Genomic DNA, 20932 nt, shown 5'->3' with positions numbered 1-20932 from the left:
CAAACAATAGAAATATGAAAGACGTAAAAGACATCTTAGACGAAGCACAAGAGAAAATGGATATGGCTGTAATGTACCTGGAAGAATCATTAGCCCATATCCGTGCCGGAAAAGCCGACGTTCGTTTGCTGGACGGAATCCGTGTCGATTCTTACGGAAGCATGGTGCCCATCAACAACGTAGCAGCCGTAACCACCCCGGATGCCCGCAGTATCGCTATCAAGCCGTGGGACAAGAGCATGTTCCGTGTCATTGAGAAAGCAATCATCGACTCCGACCTCGGCATCATGCCCGAAAACAACGGCGAAATCATCCGCATCGGTATTCCTCCGTTGACAGAGGAACGCCGTAAACAACTTGCCAAACAGTGTAAGAACGAAAGCGAAACCGCCAAAGTAAGCGTACGTAACGCACGCCGCGACGCTATCGACGCCTTTAAGAAATCTGTGAAAGAAGGATTGGCGGAAGACGCCCAAAAAGGCGGCGAGGAAAAGCTGCAAAAGATTCACGACAAGTATATCAAGCAGATTGACGATATGCTGGCGGCGAAGGACAAAGAGATTATGACAGTATAAATATAGTTGAAAGTTGAAAGTTGAGAGTTGAGAGTTACCGTGCGGCATGACCGTTCCAACGACTCCCGGCACTCAACTTTCAGCTTTCGGCTCTCAACTTTCAACTATTTTGAGGGGACTGGTAATTAAAAATACAGGGAGTTGGTATCTGGTAAAGACCGACGAAGGAACATACGTTGAATGTAAAATCAAAGGTAACTTCCGTCTGAAAGGTATCCGTAGCACCAATCCGGTGGCGGTAGGCGACTACGTGCAAATCATATTGAATCAGGAAGGCACGGCTTTCATCAATGAAATCGAAGACCGGAAGAATTACATCATCCGACGTTCGTCCAACTTGTCCAAACAATCTCATATCCTTGCCGCCAACCTCGACCAGTGCATGCTGGTGGTAACAGTGAATTATCCGGAAACCTCCACTACATTCATCGACCGCTTTTTGGCATCAGCCGAGGCATACCGAGTACCCGTCAATATCATATTCAATAAGACAGACGCTTACGATGAAGACGAGCTTCGCTATCTGGACGGGCTTATCAATCTTTACACCACTATCGGTTACCCTTGTTTCAAGGTGTCCGCCAAAACCGGTGAAGGCGTCGACACCATAAAAGAAGAGCTTAAAGGGAGAATAACTCTCTTCTCCGGACATTCCGGAGTAGGCAAATCCACCCTTATCAATGCTATCCTGCCTGAACTGGATATCAAGACCGGCGCCATCTCCACCTACCACAACAAAGGTATGCACACCACCACTTTCTCCGAAATGTTTCCCGTGCCGGGTGACGGCTACATCATCGACACACCGGGCATCAAAGGTTTTGGAACATTCGACATGGAAGAAGAAGAAATAGGACATTACTTTCCGGAAATATTCAAAGTTTCCGCCGGCTGCCGCTATAACAACTGTACCCACCGCCATGAACCGGGTTGCGCCGTACGCGAAGCGGTAGAGCAACATTACATCAGCGAATCCCGCTATGCCTCTTACCTGAACATGCTGGAAGATAAGGAAGAAGGTAAATACAGGGCAGCGTATTAATAAAGCGGTAAAGTGGCAGTCTTGCCCCTAACGCTCTACCGCTTTATTGCCTTATCACTTTTATTAACTTTTCTTGTTTTAAACTTTTTCGTACCTTTTCCGTCCAAATCTACGGCTAAATATACTACTAATACTACGATATGAATAAAAAAGTAAAATGGGGCATCATCCTATTCATTGGTGCCGGACTGATAGGCGGAGGTATTTATTCTCAACTTCCCAAGACAAACGAGGAATTGGCGGCTGCCGATAAAGTAATGACCGGTAAGCGTGGAGGCAAAAAGATTCTGAACGTAAACGCTAAAATAATAAAACCGCAACTGCTCAAAGACGAAATACAAATCAGCGGCAGTTTGCTGCCCGATGAAGAAGTAGACCTTTCATTCGAGACATCCGGCAAGATTATCGAAATCAACTTTGAAGAAGGCAGTTTCGTGAAGAAAGGGCAATTGCTCGCTAAAGTGAACGATCGTCCTCTTCAGGCGCAATTGCAAAGGCTGGTATCGCAGTTGAAGCTGGCGGAAGACCGCGTATTCCGTCAAAATGCCTTGCTGGAAAGAGATGCGGTCAGTAAGGAAGCGTACGAACAGGTAAAGACCGAACTGGCGACCTTGAATGCCGACATCGACCTGATAGAGTCCAATATTGCACAAACAGAGCTACGCGCTCCCTTTGACGGAGTTATCGGCCTGCGGCAGGTCAGCGTAGGAACATACGCTTCTCCCTCTACCATTGTAGCCAAGCTCACCAAGCTCTCTCCCTTGAAAGTAGAGTTTGCAGTACCCGAACGATATGCCAATGACGTAAAAATCGGCGCAGGGCTGGACTTTACGCTCGAAGGAAAGCTGAACGCTTTCCATGCCACTGTTTACGCACGCGAATCAAAGATAGACCCCACGACCCATACACTGACCATCCGTGCGCTCTATCCCAACGCCAATAGCGCCGTACTGCCGGGACGCTACGCCAGTATCAAACTGAATAAGGACGAAATACAGAATGCGCTTGCCGTACCCTCCGAAGCCATCGTACCGGAAATGGGTAAGGATAAGATTTTCCTCTATAAGTCAGGAAAAGCACAGCCGACAGAGATTACCACCGGTATCCGGACGGAAGCCGAAGTGCAAGTATTGCAAGGTCTGAACGTAGGCGACACAATCATTACTTCAGGAACCCTGCAACTCCGCACAGGATTACCCGTGACATTAGACAACATTAACTAAGTATAAAGTATCAAGGATAAAATATGAGCTATGGCAGGTTTATGCCGGAAGCAGTAATTCATAATTCGTACCTTATACTTCATATTCATACCTTATACTTCTTATCATGAATATATCTGAATTAAGCATACGGAGACCGGTACTCTCCACCGTATTGACACTGATTATCCTGCTTTTCGGTTTCATCGGGTACAACTACCTCGGTGTCCGCGAGTATCCGTCAGTGGATAATCCTATTATCTCCGTATCCTGTTCCTATCCCGGAGCAAACGCCGACGTTATCGAAAATCAGATTACAGAACCGCTGGAGCAGAATATCAACGGTATTCCGGGGATCCGTTCTCTCTCCAGCGTCAGCCAGCAGGGTTCATCACGTATTACGGTAGAGTTCGAGCTTTCCGTCGACTTGGAAACGGCCGCCAATGACGTACGTGACAAAGTTTCGCGCGCCCAGCGTTATTTACCCCGCGACTGCGACCCGCCAACCGTATCCAAAGCCGACGCGGATGCTACTCCTATCCTCATGGTGGCTTTGCAAAGCGACAAGCGTTCGTTGCTGGAACTTAGCGAGATAGCAGACCTCACGGTCAAAGAACAGTTACAGACCATTTCCGATGTAAGCAGCGTAAGCATTTGGGGAGAGAAACGTTATTCCATGCGTTTGTGGCTCGACCCCATTAAGATGTCCGGTTACGGTATCACTCCTATCGACGTAAAGAATGCGGTAGACAATGAGAATGTGGAACTTCCTTCGGGCAGTATCGAAGGAAATACCATCGAACTGACGATTCGCACGCTCGGCCTGATGCATACGGCAGAAGAATTCAATAACCTCATCCTGAAAGAAGACGGCAACCGTATCGTCCGGTTCAGCGACATAGGCCGCGCCGAACTTGGCCCGGCAGACATCAAAAGTTATATGAAGATGAACGGTGTGCCTATGGTGGGTATCGTAGTGATTCCGCAACCGGGCGCCAATCATATCCAGATTGCCGACGCCGTGTACGAACGTATGGAGAAGATGCAGAAAGACCTGCCGGAAGACGTGCATTACTCGTACGGTTTCGATAACACCAAATTCATCCGCGCCTCCATCAATGAAGTAAAGCAAACGGTGTACGAGGCGTTCATCCTCGTAATCATCATTATCTTCCTGTTCCTGCGCGACTGGCGTGTGACCCTCGTTCCCTGTATCGTAATTCCCGTCTCATTGATCGGAGCTTTCTTTGTGATGTACCTGGCAGGATTTTCCATCAACGTACTCTCCATGCTGGCCATTGTGCTTGCCGTGGGACTTGTGGTGGACGATGCCATTGTAATGACGGAGAATATCTATGTCCGTATTGAAAAGGGAATGCCCCCGAAAGAGGCAGGTATCGAAGGAGCCAAAGAAATCTTCTTTGCCGTAATCTCCACTACCATTACGCTGGTAGCGGTGTTTTTCCCTATCGTATTTATGGACGGTACGACAGGACGTCTGTTCCGTGAATTCAGTATCGTAGTATCCGGTTCGGTTATCATCTCCTCTTTTGCCGCGTTGACTTTTACACCGATGTTGGCTACCAAACTGTTGATAAAAAGAGAAAAGCAGAGCTGGTTCTATCGTAAAACCGAACCTTTCTTCGAAGGGATGAACAACGTTTACAGCCGCTCTTTGGACGCTTTCCTGCGGAAACGCTGGATTGCACTGCCGTTCACGGCGTTAACCATTATCATTATCGGTTTTCTTTGGAACTATATCCCCGCGGAAATGTCACCGCTGGAAGACCGTTCGCAAATCAGCATCAATACGCGTGGTGCCGAAGGCGTCACCTACGAATATATCCGTGACTACACAGAAGATATCAACCAGCTGGTCGATTCTATCGTGCCCGATGCGGAAGCGGTGACCGCCCGTGTATCCAGCGGTAGCGGTAACGTGCGCATTACTTTGAAAGACATGCAGGACCGTGACTATACGCAAATGGAAGTAGCGGAAAAGCTATCGAAAGCGGTACAGAAAAAAACGATGGCCCGTTCTTTCGTGCAGCAGTCTTCCTCGTTCGGCGGACGACGCGGCGGCATGCCCGTACAGTACGTACTGCAAGCTACCAACATTGAGAAATTGCAAGAGGTACTTCCCAAGTTCATGGCGAAAGTATACGAGAATCCGGTGTTCCAAATGGCGGATGTGGACTTGAAGTTCAGTAAACCGGAAGCCCGTATCAACATCAATCGTGACAAAGCAAGTATCATGGGAGTCAGCACCCGTAACATTGCCCAAACACTGCAATACGGTTTAAGCGGCCAGCGCATGGGTTACTTCTATATGAACGGCAAGCAATACGAGATATTGGGAGAAATCAACCGTCAGCAGCGTAACAAGCCTGCCGACCTGAAAGGCATTTATATCCGTAGCGACAAGGGGGATATGGTACAGCTCGACAACCTTATAGAACTGACAAACGGCATCGCTCCGCCTAAGTTGTATCGCTACAACCGTTTCGTATCCGCCACTATCTCCGCCGGGCTTGCCGATGGCAAGACTATCGGACAAGGTTTGGACGAAATGGACAAGATAGCTAAAGAAACATTGGACGACACTTTCCGCACCGCCCTCACCGGTGACTCAAAAGAGTACCGTGAGAGCTCTTCCAGTCTGATGTTCGCTTTCATTCTGGCAATCCTGCTTATCTACCTGATTCTGGCCGCCCAGTTCGAAAGTTTCAAAGACCCGCTGATTATCATGCTGACGGTGCCCCTTGCCATTGCCGGCGCACTGGTATTCATGTATTTCGGAGACATCACAATGAATATATTCAGCCAAATCGGTATCATCATGCTGATTGGTCTGGTGGCAAAGAACGGTATCCTTATCGTAGAGTTCGCCAATCAGAAGCAGGAAACCGGCGAGGACAAGATGCAAGCCATCAAAGATGCCGCTCTGCAACGCCTACGCCCCATCTTGATGACAAGCGCCTCTACCGTACTGGGACTGATACCGTTGGCATTCGCCACAGGTGAAGGATGTAACCAACGTATCGCCATGGGTACGGCCGTAGTAGGCGGTATGCTTGTGTCCACACTGCTCACGATGTATATCGTCCCCGCTATTTATAGTTATGTATCTACCAACCGAAGTAAACTAAAGAACGAATGAAACGTACGATTTTATCTTTCTTAATCATTCTGTGCGCCACGCTTGCCGTTCAGGCACAGCCCGCGCCTATCTATACTCTGAAGTCTTGTCTGGAACAGGGGCTGTTGAACAACTATTCCCTGCGTATCACCCGTAACGAACAGCAAGTAAGCAAGAACAACGCCACCCTTGCCAATGCCGGCTACCTGCCTACCCTGGACTTATCTGCCGGTTATAAAGGTACTCTGGATAATACCGAAACAAAGCTGCGCGCCACCGGTGAAACAACCAAAGAGAACGGTGTGTTCGACCAGACCGTCGATGCCGGCATTAACCTGAGCTGGACTATCTTCGACGGCTTCAATATCACCGCCAACTACCAGAAACTGAAAGAGCTGGAACGACAAGGCGAAACCAATACCCGTATCGCCATCGAAGATTTGATAGCCAATATTGCAGCCGAATATTACAATTATGTACAGCACACAATCCGCCTGAAGAACTTCCGCTATGCCGTATCGCTCTCCAAAGAACGTCTGCGTATCGTAGAGGAGCGTTATCATATCGGAAACTTCTCCCGCCTGGACTACCAGCAGGCTAAAGTAGACTTCAATGCCGACAGTGCGCAATACATGAAACAACAGGAGTTATTGCATACCTCACGCATCCAGCTGAACGAATTAATGGCACACGAAGATGTAGACCGCCCCTTCATCGTTGAAGACAGCCTCATCAATGTCAGCGCCAAACTGAATTTCGAGGAACTTTGGAACGCCACTCTCCAAGCCAATGCATCTTTACTGAAAGCTGAACAGAACAATACTTTGGCACGACTGGATTATAAAAAAGCCAGTTCCCGCGACTACCCGTACGTAAAGATGAATGGCGGCTACGGCTATACCCTCAACAAATATGATATTTCCGCCAACAGCCGTCGTAGCAACCTCGGACTGAACGTAGGCGTCACCGTAGGCTTCAATCTCTTTGACGGCAACCGTCGCCGCGAACTCCGGAATGCACGTATCGCAGTGCAAAACGCCCGTCTGGAACGGGAACAGCTGGAACAAGCCTTGCGCGCCGACCTGAGTAACCTGTGGCAAGCCTATCAGAACAACCTCCAAATGCTGAACCTGGAACGTCAGAACCTTGTTGCAGCCAAAGAAAACCATGAGATTGCCATGGAACGATATATGCTCGGTAACCTCTCCGGTATTGAAATGCGTGAAGCGCAAAAGAGCCTGCTGGATGCCGAAGAACGTATCTTATCGGCGGAATATGACACCAAACTATGCGAAATATCCTTGCTGCAAATCAGTGGAAGAGTGGAACAATATTTAGAGTAAATACATAAATCACAATATTTACTCTCTTAAAAACAAATATTACTATTCTCTCTTTAGAGTTTTCCCTACTTTTGTTCGCAAAGAAACTCAAAACTTCAATAGTATGAAACGAACATTTCTCTTCTGCGCATTGCTCGCCCTTCTCACCGGAGCCAATGCGCAGGAAACAACCGATTACAAGGAAAAACATCCCTACAAGGATTGGGTGAAGATAGCTCCCAAACTGGATGACGCTTTCTTCACCACTCCCGAAGCCATTCGCATTGCCGACAATGTACTGCTCTACCAACAAACGACCGGCGGCTGGCCCAAGAACATCTATATGCCCGCCGAACTGACGGCCGATGAGTATAAGAAAGCCCTCGCCGCGAAAGATAACGTCAACCAGAGTACCATCGACAATAATGCCACGAGTACGGAAATCCGTTACCTTTCCCGGGTTTATCTGGCCACCGATATAGAGAAATACAAAGAGGCCGCTTTAGAAGGTATACGTTACATACTGAAAGCTCAATACCCCAACGGCGGCTGGCCTCAATTCTGGCCGCGTCCCAAAGGCTATTATACCCATATCACCTACAACGACAACGCAATGGTAAACGTCATGAACCTGCTACGTGATGTTTACAACAAGAAAGCCCCGTACACCTATGTACCGGATACTCTTTGCCAACGCGCCCGTGCCGCATTCGACAAAGGTGTGGAGTGTATCCTTAATACTCAGGTGAAGCAAAACGGCAAACTGACAGTGTGGTGCGCCCAGCATGACGAACACACCCTCGCCCCCGCCAAGGCCCGTGCCTACGAACTTCCCTCACTCAGCGGGGCCGAATCAGACAACATCGTCCTACTGTTGATGTCCATCCCCGATCCGTCACCCGAAATCATCGCTTCCGTGGAAGCAGCCATCGCATGGTTCAAGGCAAACAAGATAACAGGTATCATGCGTGAGAATTTCACTAATAGCGAAGGCAAAAAAGACTACCGGATGATTCCATGCCCGCAGGACGATTATCCTTGTCCCGTACTTTGGGCGCGTTTCTACACTCTCGAAGACAACCGTCCTTTCTTCTGCGACCGAGACGGCGTGAAGAAGTACGATATCTCCGAGATAGGCTATGAACGCCGTAATGGCTACAGCTGGTACAACAATGCCGGACTGAAAGTGCTGAAAAAGTACGAACAGTGGAAAAAGCGGATAGGTAATTAAGCATACCTATCCCAACACCCATTTCGTCTTCTTCCCGAAACAGCGATAAGCCATCGCTACCAGAAACCAGGATACACAGAATGCCACCACTGCCGCACAAGGTATCTGCAAAGGAATGGGAATATGGATAGCGCGCATCAGTACCACACTCGGTCCGGTAAAGAAATAATGTATCATATACACACCGAAACCGCAAAGAGTCAGATTGGCCAGCGCTCGTCTGACTCTTTCCGATTTAATATTTGCCCGTTTACACAGTACGAATACGGGAACAGTCATCATGACTACATTCAGCGAGCAATATGTAAAGTACAATTCCAGCATTTCATCCGTGAAGTCCGGTAACGAAGTCATGTGACGGAACCCCAGGAAGGTCACCGCATACCCCGCTACAAACATCGGTATACCGATAAATGCCAGTTGTCTTCCGCTCCAATCATGGTTACGCAAATAATGCCCCAGCAACAGGTAACCGTTGAAACCGGCAAAGTAGTACAACATTCCGAACGCATTCCACGAACAACCGCCCCAAAGATATTCCGATACGTACTCATTATAATAAGGTAGTAATAAAGTCACTCCCCACGCCGCAAGAAACCAGAGTTTGGCACGTTCCGACGCCTTTTCCACCCATGCCGAGAATATCGGCAAATATAAGTAAAGGCCGATCAGCAAGTATATATACCACATGTGTACGGCAAGCAGCGAGAAATTAAGGGGTATTTGAGCGATATATCCCATGCTCACTGCAAAAGATTGGCGCATGACATCCTCGCCCGAGTAAGGGAAGAAATCAAGAATGACTTCCGGGTTCAGCCCTAACAGTCCCGTTATCCAAGGAAAGAAATTATATATCAGCGACCAGATAATAAACGGGAAGAATACGCGGGGAATACGTTTCTTATAAAATACGGATGCTTCTCCACGTACCGGCAACAGCAACGCGCCGGTAATCATTACGAATAGCGGTACGCAGGGACGAAGCACCGCACCATAGACGGCTCCCCAAAACTTAATGCTTTCGATGTCGGGCGACGTACCCGGAAAGAAATTGAAAGGGTCTGCACTGTGGCAGCAAACTACGGTAAACATAGCTACCAATCGGGCTACATCGAGCCATACAATGTGTTGTCCTGCTTTGGATTGTGTAAGTGTTTGTTCCATGTTATCAGATATTTGTGTTTGAAAGCGTAAAGATAGAAAATGTACCAAAATACAGCAGCCTTTTTCCATATATATTTTTGACAGGAAACTCATCAAACACAAACAGAGCCGCTGAAGTCTCCCTCAGCGGCTCTGTCTTTATTTAATCTTGCGGCACTTATTTGCTGCAATTCCAGGGTTTCAGTTGTTTAAAGAAGTCATTACCCTTATCATCCACCAGGATAAATGCGGGGAAATCTTCCACTTCAATCTTCCAGATAGCCTCCATACCGAGTTCGGGATATTCCACACACTCGATACTCTTGATATTATTCTGTGCCAAGATGGCGGCAGGACCGCCGATAGAACCGAGATAGAAGCCGCCATACTTCTTGCAGGCATCCGTAACCTGCTGGCTACGATTACCTTTGGCAAGCATAATCATACTTCCGCCGTGGCTTTGGAAGAGGTCCACATACGGGTCCATACGTCCGGCAGTTGTCGGCCCCATTGAACCACACGCCATTCCCTGCGGAGTTTTGGCAGGACCGGCATAGTAGATAGGATGGTCTTTGATGTATTGCGGCAAATCTTCACCGCGATCCAAACGTTCTTTCAACTTGGCATGAGCGATGTCACGACCTACGATGATAGTACCGTTCAGAGACAGACGGGTAGAAACCGGATACTTGGTCAGCTCCTTCAGGATATTTTCCATCGGTTGGTTCAAATCGATCTTCACTACATCACCCTCACCGGCTTTACGGAGTTCGGCAGGAATCAACTCACCCGGATTGCTGTCGAGTTTTTCAATCCAAATACCCTCTTTATTGATTTTACATTTGATGTTACGGTCGGCAGAACAGGACACGCCCAGACCTACCGGACAGGAAGCACCGTGACGCGGTAAACGAATGATACGTACATCATGAGCCAGATATTTACCGCCGAACTGTGCGCCAAGACCAATCTTGTGAGCTTCCGCCAATACCTGTTTCTCCAATTCCACATCACGGAAAGCACGACCGAACTCATTGCCGGTGGTAGGCAGGTTATCGTAGAAATGAGTGGAAGCCAACTTCACCGTCAGCAAGTTCTTCTCGGCAGAAGTACCACCGATAACGAATGCAATGTGATAGGGCGGACAAGCAGCCGTACCCAATGTCTTTATCTTTTCGATAAGGAACGGAACCAGCGTTTCAGGATTCAGGATAGCTTTCGTTTCTTGATAGAGATATGTTTTATTGGCAGAACCGCCACCCTTAGTAACGCAAAGAAACTCATACTCCATGCCTTCAGTAGCTTCAATATCAATCTGCGCCGGAAGATTGCACTTCGTGTTCACTTCGTCGTACATATTGAGAGGGGCGTTCTGAGAATAACGCAGATTCTCTTCCGTATATGTTTTATAGACACCGAGCGAGAGGGCTTCTTCATCACAATAGCCCGTCCACACTTGTTGTCCTTTTTCACCGTGGATGATAGCCGTACCCGTATCCTGGCAGAAGGGCAGCACACCCTTAGAGGCAACTTCGGCATTACGCAGGAAAGTCAAAGCCACATACTTATCGTTGTCACTTGCTTCGGGGTCACTCAAAATCTTAGCAACTTGTTCGTTGTGCGAACGACGCAACATAAACGAAACGTCACGGAAAGCCGCATTAGCCATTGCGGTCAGACCCTCTTTTTCAATCTTCAGGATGGGTTTTCCTTCAAACTCGCTTACGGACACGTAGTCTTTTGTAAGCAGATAATACTCAGTTGTATCCTTACCCTTCTCGAACATGGGCTGATACTTGAACGGAGGTGTTGTTGCCATAATTACTTGTTCATTTAATATTTAAAAGTGATTCGTGACACAAAGGTAACAACTATTATTGAAATATTTCTTTAATTAGGGTGAAAAACTTATAGGCACAACCATCTTGCCATTACTTAACGTACGTGTCGCATGCGTCCTATCAATTCATCGCCCAACGCCGTCTTTACTTCGATATGTTTCAACACGGCAGTTACAAACGGATTACTTTCAAAATCACCGCGCACTTGCTCAAAGTCAAGTTCTTTTTCAAGACGTGAGCCATCGGCTCCGAACCCGGTCATAGAAGCCAAAGAGAATTCTTTCTTGGCATCTTCATAGACCATACGGTCTAGACCGACAACAGACTCTTTCCACTTTTCTACGATGTGTATAATGTCTTCCGCCGTAATATTTTCGGGATTGATACCGTAAAATTCTTCCAGTTTGTCGTACGCCCATGTCCACTCGTAAGTGTAGTAGTTCTGATGCATCCGTTCAAATTCCGCATTGATGTATTTCAATCGGTTGACCACCCCGGACTCAATACCGTCTATTAATGCGTCAATTTCGCTTTTAGGAGCTATCAATCCGGAAATATCCACCCACTCCCCGCTACCGATAGAGGTATCAGGCTTAAGGCGGGCGCGTATCTCTTCATTACTTCGGAAATTGATACCTTCCAAACGCTTGATTACGGAGTTACCAAGGAATTTGTGAATAGCAATTTCATAAAAGCGAATACCTTTTACCAATGCTGAATTGCGAATCTTGGCACTATGGAAAGAATAGATATCGGATAATTCACCCGAAGCATAACGCAGGTTCTTCAATGTCTCCCGCCCCTTGAACATCTTTTGTACAGTATACGGACTCAAAAGGTTGTAGTTAATGAAGTCCAGCTTATTGGTATCGGTACGCTGGTCACGCTTAGGCCATTTCTGGGCATCACGGATAGTACCTACACTGCGCAGATTGACACCCGGAACAAGATAGGTCGTATTGTTCTGCTCTATCAGATAAGAGAACGGCAAGTTGGAAGTATCGGAATGGTTGACGTGACGACCCATAACGAGAGAGAAAGCCCCCACCCTTGCAGGCCACAGAATATAAGAATCGGAAGTGGTCTTAGCGCCGCGTTCCAACGTTCCCTGGTGAATAGGGCCGAGCTTGTACATGTGATTACTCTGATTGGAACCGGAACCGGCATTCATAAAGGAGAACATACCGGCTATAAGCAAAGTGGATTTGTGATGCGTCACCGTATAAGGTCCGGCAAAGATGGCACATGCCTCACCGTTTTCTCCCTGACAGTTACTGAAGAACAAGGAATCCGAAGCAGAATAGTTATGCCCCAGTTTGCAAGCCTGTCCTACAAAACAACGGGTAAGCATAGCACCGTCGTCCACACGCGAACCGGATGATATAATAAAGTTATCGCAAATAACGCCGTGACCGATATGTACAGGAGCTACCTCATTACTGTTGACGCTTCCGTTGTACAGACGGCACGTACCGCAAATGTGGCAATAGTCACCGATACGCACATTCTTGATAGAACCGGTGTTGAGTATCATGACATGATTACCGATAGAACCGACAGTAGAAGCGTGCTTATTGGAATAGAAATCTGTTATTTCCTTCATCCGCGCAATCAGCTCCGGACGATGGCGGTAAAGCGCCATGATATAAGCTTGATGGGCGGAAAGTTTATCACTGATAAGAACCTCACGGCCACCCGTTTCGTTCAGAACGGATACCTCTACACCATTACCAAATTTAGATAACCCGTCTACAAGAATGATATCCACATTCTCAATGAAAGTATCATGTCCGATTTCATAGTTGGCAATGTAGTTCTGAATATTCTCAATGCAGCAGTTATCGCCCACCGTTACATTGTGAAGCGTTACATGCCGCAAACCGGAATGTTTCTTTATTCCACCCGGTAAGGTAAATTCCGAATGGAATACCCCCAAACGCACCTCGCCCGAGAAGCGGGTATGATGCACAAATTCCGTTGAAAACTCTTCAGCAACGGTTACCTTCCCCCAATCATCCGCCAGACACGACTGGCTCTTTAACCGGAGCACTTCGTCTTCGGTCAAGTTTCTGTAAGTCATAACACCTAAATTAAGAATGAAGAATTAAGAATGAAGAATCCGGCTGCGCCGTGTCGTGCAGACATCATTCCGCACGGTAATTCTTCACTCTTCATTCTTAACTCTTCATTAAATTAAACCTCTTCTTCTTCGTAGGTCTGATAAAGAAAATCGTTATAGGGGTACTTTTGCACATGCAGTTCTTTTACACGCTGATAAACCACACTCTTCAATTCCTCTACATTGACTCGTTCACGGGCAGAGATAAAGAGACAGTTGTCTTCCATCTTTGCCATCCATGTCTTCATCAGTTCTTCGAGCGTTAAGTTTTCTTTGGTTCTGGGGGTAAGGTCGTCTTCCGCTTTCGCCACATAGGTGTAAGCGTCTATTTTATTAAATACAAGTATCATGGGTTTACCGGATGCACCGATGTCCGCCAATGTCTTGTTTACCACTTCTATCTGCTCTTCAAAGTCGGGATGTGAAATATCTACGATGTGCAGCAACAAATCGGCTTCGCGCACTTCGTCCAAAGTAGATTTAAAAGAATCTACCAAGTCGGTCGGCAACTTACGGATAAAACCAACCGTATCTGACAAAAGGAACGGCAGGTTCTCGATGATAACTTTACGTACCGTAGTATCCAACGTAGCAAACAGCTTATTCTCCGCAAATACTTCGCTCTTGGAAAGCAACGTCATCAAAGTAGATTTGCCTACATTGGTATATCCTACCAATGCAACACGAATAAGACGACCGCGATTCTTACGCTGGGTTGCCTTTTGCTTATCAATCTCCGCCAAACGTTCTTTCAGTAATGACATGCGGTTTAAGATGATACGACGGTCCATCTCCAACTGTGTTTCACCCGGACCGCGCAAACCTACGGAACCTTTACCGCCACCTGCACCTGAACCACCTCCCTGACGTTCCAAGTGAGTCCACAAACGTTGCAGACGGGGAAGCATGTATTTATACTGCGCCAGTTCAACCTGAGTTTTCGCATTGGCAGTCTGTGCACGCATGGCAAAAATGTCGAGAATGAGTGAGGTACGGTCTAATATCTTTATTTTCAACTCAGCCTCAATATTACGTATCTGCTTTGCCGAGAGCTCATCATCGAAAATCACCATACCGATTTCACGTTCGGCTTCTTCTTCGTTACGGATATATTCTTTTATTTCTTCCAGCTTACCCTTTCCGACATATGTCACAGAGTTTGCCTGATCTAACTTCTGAGTAAATCGTTTCACCACTTCCGCCCCGGCTGTCTCAGCCAAGAATGCCAATTCATCGAGGTATTCGTTCGTCTTGCGCTCATCCTGAGTTTTCGTGATAAGACCTACCAATACTGCGGTTTCGACCTGTGCTTCGGAAATTACAAATTCTTTCATTCTATTTTATACCTTATTATATATGTATACCTTTATTATATGTGGCGGCAAATATAACAAAAAAAAAGAGGACAATGTTGCGTTGTCCTCCTTTTCGTATTCTCTAGTTTCAAAATTACTCATCTTCAGCAAAGCCTGTACGACGGAAACCCGCAATTTTATAGGTATCGTCTCCCTGCACATTTACAAAGAAAACAATACTATCCGCCGGCATTCCGCTCGGAGTAGTGGCCTCGCCTTCCAAAACCTTACCGTCTGTAATGCTCAGTGTTATCTTGGGCGCTCCCCAATTAGCTTCATTGACAGCAATAGACGTTTCTGCCATTTCAAACGTACGACCTGCATAGTTAGTAGTAACTTTCAATGCAGTATTCAGCAGATAGCCTTCTTTCAACCACATCTCGGTAGGAACATTAGCGGCAGTATTATAGGTGTTCAATTCCACCGTACCGCCCAATACATCTTCCCATTCTCCTTGAGCATTTTTCTGCTCCCATGTTACATACCATGTTCCTGCCATCTTTTCTACGGCAGTACCGCCCGCTTCTACATCCGTTTCTTCGCAACCTGTCAGCGAGAAGGAAAGAACGGCAAACAATAACATCAAATATTTTTTCATATACATATTCCTTTTATATTTATTCTACTGGTTTATCCAACACTATATTAAATAACATTCCCTGATATTCAATAGACCATTTCAATATGCCCGGATAAATATCATCAGCCGGAGTTACATCCGGATTATAAGTGATACCGGATAATTCATCATACATTCCACCAAAAGCAGAAGTTCCTCCTGATACGATAGTAAATGCAGGATCAGTATTGCTCTTCATGCTGACATAAGCAGGCATAGCATACGCAGCACCGTATCCACGGCCTTGATCGTAGTAACCGCCCATCATATCCGAGATATGGAAAATACCCGGAGCAATCTTTTCAATGACAACAGAGAAATTACTTGAGAAAGGTTCCGGAGTATCCCACACATAATTACCACCGTCATCTGTCATATCTTCACCTTCATCGTTTGTTTGAGGCATTTGGCGATTAGAGTCCAAACTGGTAGAATACGTACCGGATATATCGGTAGTGATGGCAGGGTCATAAACGGCAACCATTCTTGTAATCTCACTGCTATACCCGTCTACGTTTGTAGCTGAATATGTAATGAAATATACACCGGCCTTGCTGACGTCTACTTTATCCGCACCGGTAGTTACAATCGTAGAAGTAATATCCTTGCCCTGCTCTTTAGCAATTACACCCGGCTCTACATAAGGGGTACCTAATTCAACCGTCATAATCTCATCTCCGTTCATCTCAAAATCCACATAGTAAGTGATGAATGACGGGTCTTGTGTTGATTCATCGCAAGAAACCATCACAAGCGATAAACAAACAAATAAACTATATATTATCTTTTTCATATCTTTCTTTTATTATAAATATGTGATTGATACGCTTAATTCTTATCCCACCAAACAGGATCAGTCAACTTCATACCTGTAGGAGTATTTTTATTCAGCTGACTTGCACTATAAGAAGGATACAGACGCTTAATCATATTCTGACCGCCCAACGCATTAGTCATCGGAGCAATTAAATCACCGGCCTCATACCCTGAAATATCACCACTTGCCATATCGGCAGCCGATTTAGATGACAGTTTCGGACAATCCGTGCGACGAATTTCCGACCAAGCCTCCATATGATCCATATAGCAAAGAGCAACCCACTTTTGCATATAAATAAGTTTCAATTTAGCATCAGTAGTTGCAGCCGAAGCCCAACTAACAGTAGTAGTATATAATGCATCCGCTCCGGTCAAGCCACGTGCGGCGAAGTCGGCTTCGATACCGGCTTCATAAGCAGCTTTTGCTTTGGCATCATCATTGATGAAACGGATATATACCTCCGCTATCAAGAACCGAAGCTCACTTTGAGTAAAGAAATAGACCGGTTTTGTAGCATAATACTGCATACCGCTATAATCTTTATTAAATTTACTTCCTTTCAGATTATTCTTGACTCCCGGAATTTCACCCTCATACTTCTTGGTAGCTTTTGCTTCCTTAAAACTATAAGCCAAACGTTCGGTATCATTTGTCTGACTCATATACGCAATGATAGGATATGAAGCACAATGATTGTTAGCCAGACTGATGTTATTCTGTCCATACCAAGGATTATACTTGGATGTTTCATTGGCATACACATCAAATTTCACATCACCGGAAAAGAATTGATTGGCAGTAACGAGAGATTTTACTTTTTCCGTATATCCGGCAACATCCACGCCCGCATCAATAAATCGAAGATACATACGCAAACGAAGAGCATTGGCAAAACCAACCCATTGGGATACATTCTTATTGAGCAGCAAATCCGTACAAGTCATTGCAGACTCCCCAAGCTCTTTTTCAGCTTCTTCCATTTCTGCCAAAACACCTTCATATATGGCTTGGCCGCCATCCCATTTAGGCATTGGATTTTCACTACCCATCAAAGCTTCACTGTAAGGAGCCTGATCCATATTATCCACTAATAACTGGAAGCTGAATGCACGCAATACAGACACGGCAAAACGGTCGGCCGGAGTTACATCTTCACTTTCGCTAATAGTTTTCAAATCTTCCAAAGCACCTGCATATAATTGGGTATAAGCACGGTCTATAATCTGAGAAGAAGGATTTATATCATATTCAATCAATGCATCATATTGCTGAGCTTCCGGCATTTGCTCGTAGTACTGAGCAAAGAAACCGGCATAATTGTACATAGCATTACCTACCGTCCATGCAATAACATTTTCCGCAGCAGGAAGTATCATATCCGGTGTTACATCACTCGGTGCATCCGGATCCGTATTAATATCGAGGTTGCAGCTCGTAAACCCTATGAGCAACGAGGAAGCAAATATCATTAGTTTCTTTTTCATATTCGTTTCTGTTTTTTTAGAATTTAACCATTAAGTTAAAACCGAACTTACGGCTGCTCGGGTTGGCCGTCCATTCACCGTACTGTCCTTCAAGGTCATTACCGAATGAAGTCATTTCCGGGTCAATAAAGGTATTGTCTGACGGAGTCCATACAAAAAGGTTGCTTCCGTAAACAGACACCTTGATATCTTGGAACGGAGTCTTGGATAACCATCTCTTTGGCAAATCCCATCCTAAAGAGATATTGCGCAACTTAACAAATGATTTATCAATCAATTCATAGCTGCCCATCATATCTCCACCTGCATTCCAATAATCACAAATCTTAGCATAGCTCACCGGAGTGGTATTTTCCACGAAACTGCCATCGCTTAATTGATTAACCGAGTTAGGCACGATGAACGGGTTACGGTCGTTATAGGCAGTCTGGATAGCATTACCTGTAAAATAGTTGATTGCCTTTGTACGTGAATACATTTTACCACCCTGACGAATATCGAAATCTACACCTAAAGTAATACCTTTGTATTGCAACATGGTAGATACACCCATCTGATATTTATAGTTCATGGTACCTACAATAGCCATTTGGTCTGAAGCCACCGGCAGACCGGTAGAAGGATTCACTACAATATTACCATTATCATCAGTCATAGGAACTTCAGCTTTGTACGTACCCAAAGGTTCACCTACAATAGCATATAGTGTTGTACCACCGCTCAAACCGAAAATGGTAGCAAGGCCGCCCAATTCTTCCGGCAAACTGATTACCTTACTATTGTTTTTCGTAAAGTTCCAGGTCAATTCCCAAGTAAAGTCTTTAGTCTGAATAGGACGTCCGGTAACAAGCAACTCCCAACCTTGATTACGAATTTTACCCAAGTTGACGTTACGATATGTATAACCGCTGGCAGCATCCATATTCAAACTCATAATCTGATTGTCTGAATTACGGTTATAATATGCCGCATCTACTGACAGTCGTCCATTAAAGAACGCTACATTTGCCCCGAATTCATATTCCGTAGTCATCTCCGGCTTCAATGCATTATTGCCAAGTATATTACCTTTGGTAAAAGCATTAGTACCATTCAGCGGAAACTTCACTTCACCCCAGCCTCCGCTATCAGCCACGGCTTGGCCATAAGAAGTCAATGTCATATAAGGATCGGCATCATTACCGGTCTTACCATAAGCCGCACGAATCTTACCAAATGTAAACCAGCTTTTCAAATCTTCATTAAACAATTCGCTGAATACAAAACTACCTGTAACACCCGGATAGAAGAAACCGCGTTTACCCTTAGGAAGAGTAGATGACCAGTCGTTACGCGCTGTGGCAGTCAAATAAACCATGCTTTTCCATGCCAAGTCCACTTGCGCAAACACCGCATTGGAACGACGGCGAGAGCTTAATTCCTCTGCAAGAGGAGTATTGGCCGAATTGCTCAAATGATACCAAGTAGGGATATCCAAACCTGTAACAGTCGATGTCATTGAAGAATATTTACGCTCATTGAAGTTACCACCGACTAAAGCATTGATATCAAAATCACTTACCGGCATGCTGAAAGTAACTAATACATCTTGATTCAGCTCACGACGACGTAACATTTCTTCCATTACCTTTCCGTTCTTTCCATTAAAGTTTCCCTGATCATCATTAGGAGTACCGGCAAATAAAGCTGCCAAATTAGGCTCACCATATTTTTGTTCGCTGTTCGTAGCGTCTAAACCGATGCGATAGGTAAACTTAAAATATTTCAAGAAATCGTAATCTACCTGGAACTTTCCATAAATCTTCTCTGACTTATAAGTATTCATATAAGTATCCAGAATATAATAGGGATTGGTTACACCATAAGGAGTATAATAGTATCCCGGACCATTGAATGGATCATTCAAATCCTTTTGACCAATAATGCTTATATCACGCGGAGTTTGGTACAGAGAGTTAATCATTGAAAGTCCCTGTCCGGTTGTAGCAAACTTATTACGCTGACTTGCGTAATTTACAGAAGATGACAGGGTCAAATTTCCAATCTTATGTCCGCCACGGGCAGAGAAAGTATATTTGTCATACGTATCTGCCTTGCCCGGCAACATTCCATCATCACTTATTTGTGAAAATGACACATAGTAATTACTTTTTTCATTAGCATTATTGAATGAAAGGCTGTTTGAGTAACGGAAACCTGTATCAAAGAAATCTTTAATGTTATCTTTCATTGCCACATAAGGCTTTACTTTCTGCGAGTTATCATAGACATTACCCCAAACACGCATAGAACCGTCAAAACGAGGTCCCCAACTACCATTCTCCAATTCAGTATGTGTACCGCTCCAACCCATACCGAATTCATTCTGTAATTGCGGGTAACGTAAGATAGTAGAAGCCTGTAAGCCACCATTATATTCTATTCCCAAACCTTTCTTTTGCTGCTTACCGGTTTTTGTAGTGATCATGATAACACCATTAGCCGCACGGCTACCATAAAGTGCCGTTGCAGCAGCACCTTTCAATACTGTCATGCTCTCTACATCATCAGGATTAATAGCATTGGCACCATTACCAAAGTCATAGCTCGTATCAAGAGCATCACTGGTAGATGAACCGGCGGTAGAGTTACTCATCGGTACTCCATCAATAATATAAAGCGGCTGATTGGAACCTGACAAAGAACTAAAACCACGTACGACAACAGAATTAGACGCACCTGGATCCGATGAGTTACTTGATATCTGTACACCCGCAATTTTTCCGGATAAAGCAGACATCACATCTGAATTGCGAGTAGCTGTAATCTTGTCACTATTCACAGAAGTTGCAGAATATCCCAATGCTTTTTCTGAACGTTTAATACCCATTGCTGTCACAACGACCTCATCAAGCACTTCTGTATCAGACTTTAATACAACTCTCAAATTAGGCTTGATTGCAACTTCTTGTGCCTGCATACCTACGAACGAAACCTGCAAAGTCTTCGCAGAACTATCAGATGCATAAATATCTCTAAATAAATAACTTATAAATAATAA

14 protein-coding genes are annotated in these 20932 nt (G+C 45.4%); 6 read left to right on the top strand and 8 right to left on the bottom strand.

Annotated features, from left to right (window positions below; all coding sequences use genetic code 11):
• Positions 1–14 precede the first annotated feature (14 nt).
• The 6 genes from frr to pelA all read left to right on the top strand — a co-directional run bounded on the left by frr (position 15) and on the right by pelA (position 8511).
• Positions 15–575 carry a ribosome recycling factor gene (frr, locus tag I2F54_RS09180; protein ID WP_009122921.1) on the top strand — a complete coding sequence of 187 codons (561 nt, stop codon included), beginning with the start codon at positions 15–17 and terminating at the stop codon, positions 573–575.
• Positions 576–684: 109 nt separating this feature from the next.
• On the top strand, positions 685–1617 hold the full coding sequence (rsgA, locus tag I2F54_RS09175) for a ribosome small subunit-dependent GTPase A (protein WP_087412407.1): 933 nt from the start codon (positions 685–687) through the stop codon (positions 1615–1617).
• 140 nt (positions 1618–1757) lie between these two features.
• Positions 1758–2840 (top strand): efflux RND transporter periplasmic adaptor subunit, encoded by a 1083-nt coding sequence (locus I2F54_RS09170; RefSeq protein ID WP_009122919.1) that lies wholly within the window; start codon positions 1758–1760, stop codon positions 2838–2840.
• A gap of 106 nt (positions 2841–2946) precedes the next feature.
• Positions 2947–5979, top strand: coding sequence for an efflux RND transporter permease subunit (locus I2F54_RS09165; RefSeq protein WP_195501035.1), 3033 nt, complete (start codon positions 2947–2949; stop codon positions 5977–5979).
• Positions 5976–7301 carry a TolC family protein gene (locus I2F54_RS09160; protein WP_009122917.1) on the top strand — a complete coding sequence of 442 codons (1326 nt, stop codon included), beginning with the start codon at positions 5976–5978 and terminating at the stop codon, positions 7299–7301. Before I2F54_RS09165 ends, I2F54_RS09160 begins: the two co-directional genes overlap by 4 nt.
• Positions 7302–7404: 103 nt before the next feature.
• Positions 7405–8511, top strand: a complete 1107-nt coding sequence (gene pelA / locus I2F54_RS09155) for a pectate lyase (RefSeq protein ID WP_087425644.1) — start codon at positions 7405–7407, stop codon at positions 8509–8511.
• A 6-nt stretch (positions 8512–8517) separates the two neighbouring features.
• Here the strand turns inward: pelA and I2F54_RS09150 are convergent, their stop codons facing one another.
• The 8 genes from I2F54_RS09150 to I2F54_RS09115 all read right to left on the bottom strand — a co-directional run bounded on the left by I2F54_RS09150 (position 8518) and on the right by I2F54_RS09115 (position 20872).
• Entirely contained in the window at positions 8518–9675 is a 1158-nt protein-coding gene (locus I2F54_RS09150) for an acyltransferase (protein WP_195501034.1), read from the bottom strand.
• Between the two features lie 157 nt (positions 9676–9832).
• Positions 9833–11473 carry a fumarate hydratase gene (locus tag I2F54_RS09145; protein ID WP_022217852.1) on the bottom strand — a complete coding sequence of 547 codons (1641 nt, stop codon included), beginning with the start codon at positions 11471–11473 and terminating at the stop codon, positions 9833–9835.
• Positions 11474–11589: 116 nt separating this feature from the next.
• Positions 11590–13575: a DUF4954 family protein gene (locus I2F54_RS09140; protein ID WP_022217853.1), complete on the bottom strand. Its 1986-nt coding sequence runs from the start codon at positions 13573–13575 to the stop codon at positions 11590–11592.
• 113 nt (positions 13576–13688) lie between these two features.
• Entirely contained in the window at positions 13689–14948 is a 1260-nt protein-coding gene (hflX, locus tag I2F54_RS09135) for a GTPase HflX (protein ID WP_009122911.1), read from the bottom strand.
• Positions 14949–15063: 115 nt separating this feature from the next.
• Positions 15064–15567: a lipid-binding protein gene (locus I2F54_RS09130; RefSeq protein ID WP_087412408.1), complete on the bottom strand. Its 504-nt coding sequence runs from the start codon at positions 15565–15567 to the stop codon at positions 15064–15066.
• A 19-nt stretch (positions 15568–15586) separates the two neighbouring features.
• Positions 15587–16381 carry a BT_2262 family domain-containing protein gene (locus I2F54_RS09125; protein ID WP_009122908.1) on the bottom strand — a complete coding sequence of 265 codons (795 nt, stop codon included), beginning with the start codon at positions 16379–16381 and terminating at the stop codon, positions 15587–15589.
• Between the two features lie 35 nt (positions 16382–16416).
• Complete coding sequence (locus I2F54_RS09120; protein ID WP_195501033.1) at positions 16417–17892, bottom strand: SusD/RagB family nutrient-binding outer membrane lipoprotein; 1476 nt, start codon at positions 17890–17892, stop codon at positions 16417–16419.
• Between the two features lie 16 nt (positions 17893–17908).
• Complete coding sequence (locus tag I2F54_RS09115) at positions 17909–20872, bottom strand: SusC/RagA family TonB-linked outer membrane protein (protein WP_195501091.1); 2964 nt, start codon at positions 20870–20872, stop codon at positions 17909–17911.
• Positions 20873–20932: the final 60 nt, after the last annotated feature.

It is taken from the genome of Bacteroides clarus (genome assembly GCF_015555825.1).
Lineage (GTDB): Bacteria > Bacteroidota > Bacteroidia > Bacteroidales > Bacteroidaceae > Bacteroides > Bacteroides clarus.
Note: the sequence above shows the minus strand (reverse complement) of the source record. Positions and strands in the feature narration are given on the sequence as shown.

Bases quoted from the DNA above. Each gene is read 5' to 3' on its own strand.
- I2F54_RS09160 (WP_009122917.1), top strand. From the start codon at position 5,976: ATGAAACGTACGATTTTATCTTTCTTAATCATTCTGTGCGCCACGCTT.
- I2F54_RS09150 (WP_195501034.1), bottom strand. From the start codon at position 9,675: ATGGAACAAACACTTACACAATCCAAAGCAGGACAACACATTGTATGG.
- I2F54_RS09145 (WP_022217852.1), bottom strand. From the start codon at position 11,473: ATGGCAACAACACCTCCGTTCAAGTATCAGCCCATGTTCGAGAAGGGT.
- I2F54_RS09130 (WP_087412408.1), bottom strand. From the start codon at position 15,567: ATGAAAAAATATTTGATGTTATTGTTTGCCGTTCTTTCCTTCTCGCTG.
- I2F54_RS09120 (WP_195501033.1), bottom strand. From the start codon at position 17,892: ATGAAAAAGAAACTAATGATATTTGCTTCCTCGTTGCTCATAGGGTTT.
- frr (WP_009122921.1), top strand. From the start codon at position 15: ATGAAAGACGTAAAAGACATCTTAGACGAAGCACAAGAGAAAATGGAT.
- hflX (WP_009122911.1), bottom strand. From the start codon at position 14,948: ATGAAAGAATTTGTAATTTCCGAAGCACAGGTCGAAACCGCAGTATTG.
- I2F54_RS09170 (WP_009122919.1), top strand. From the start codon at position 1,758: ATGAATAAAAAAGTAAAATGGGGCATCATCCTATTCATTGGTGCCGGA.
- pelA (WP_087425644.1), top strand. From the start codon at position 7,405: ATGAAACGAACATTTCTCTTCTGCGCATTGCTCGCCCTTCTCACCGGA.
- I2F54_RS09140 (WP_022217853.1), bottom strand. From the start codon at position 13,575: ATGACTTACAGAAACTTGACCGAAGACGAAGTGCTCCGGTTAAAGAGC.
- I2F54_RS09165 (WP_195501035.1), top strand. From the start codon at position 2,947: ATGAATATATCTGAATTAAGCATACGGAGACCGGTACTCTCCACCGTA.
- I2F54_RS09125 (WP_009122908.1), bottom strand. From the start codon at position 16,381: ATGAAAAAGATAATATATAGTTTATTTGTTTGTTTATCGCTTGTGATG.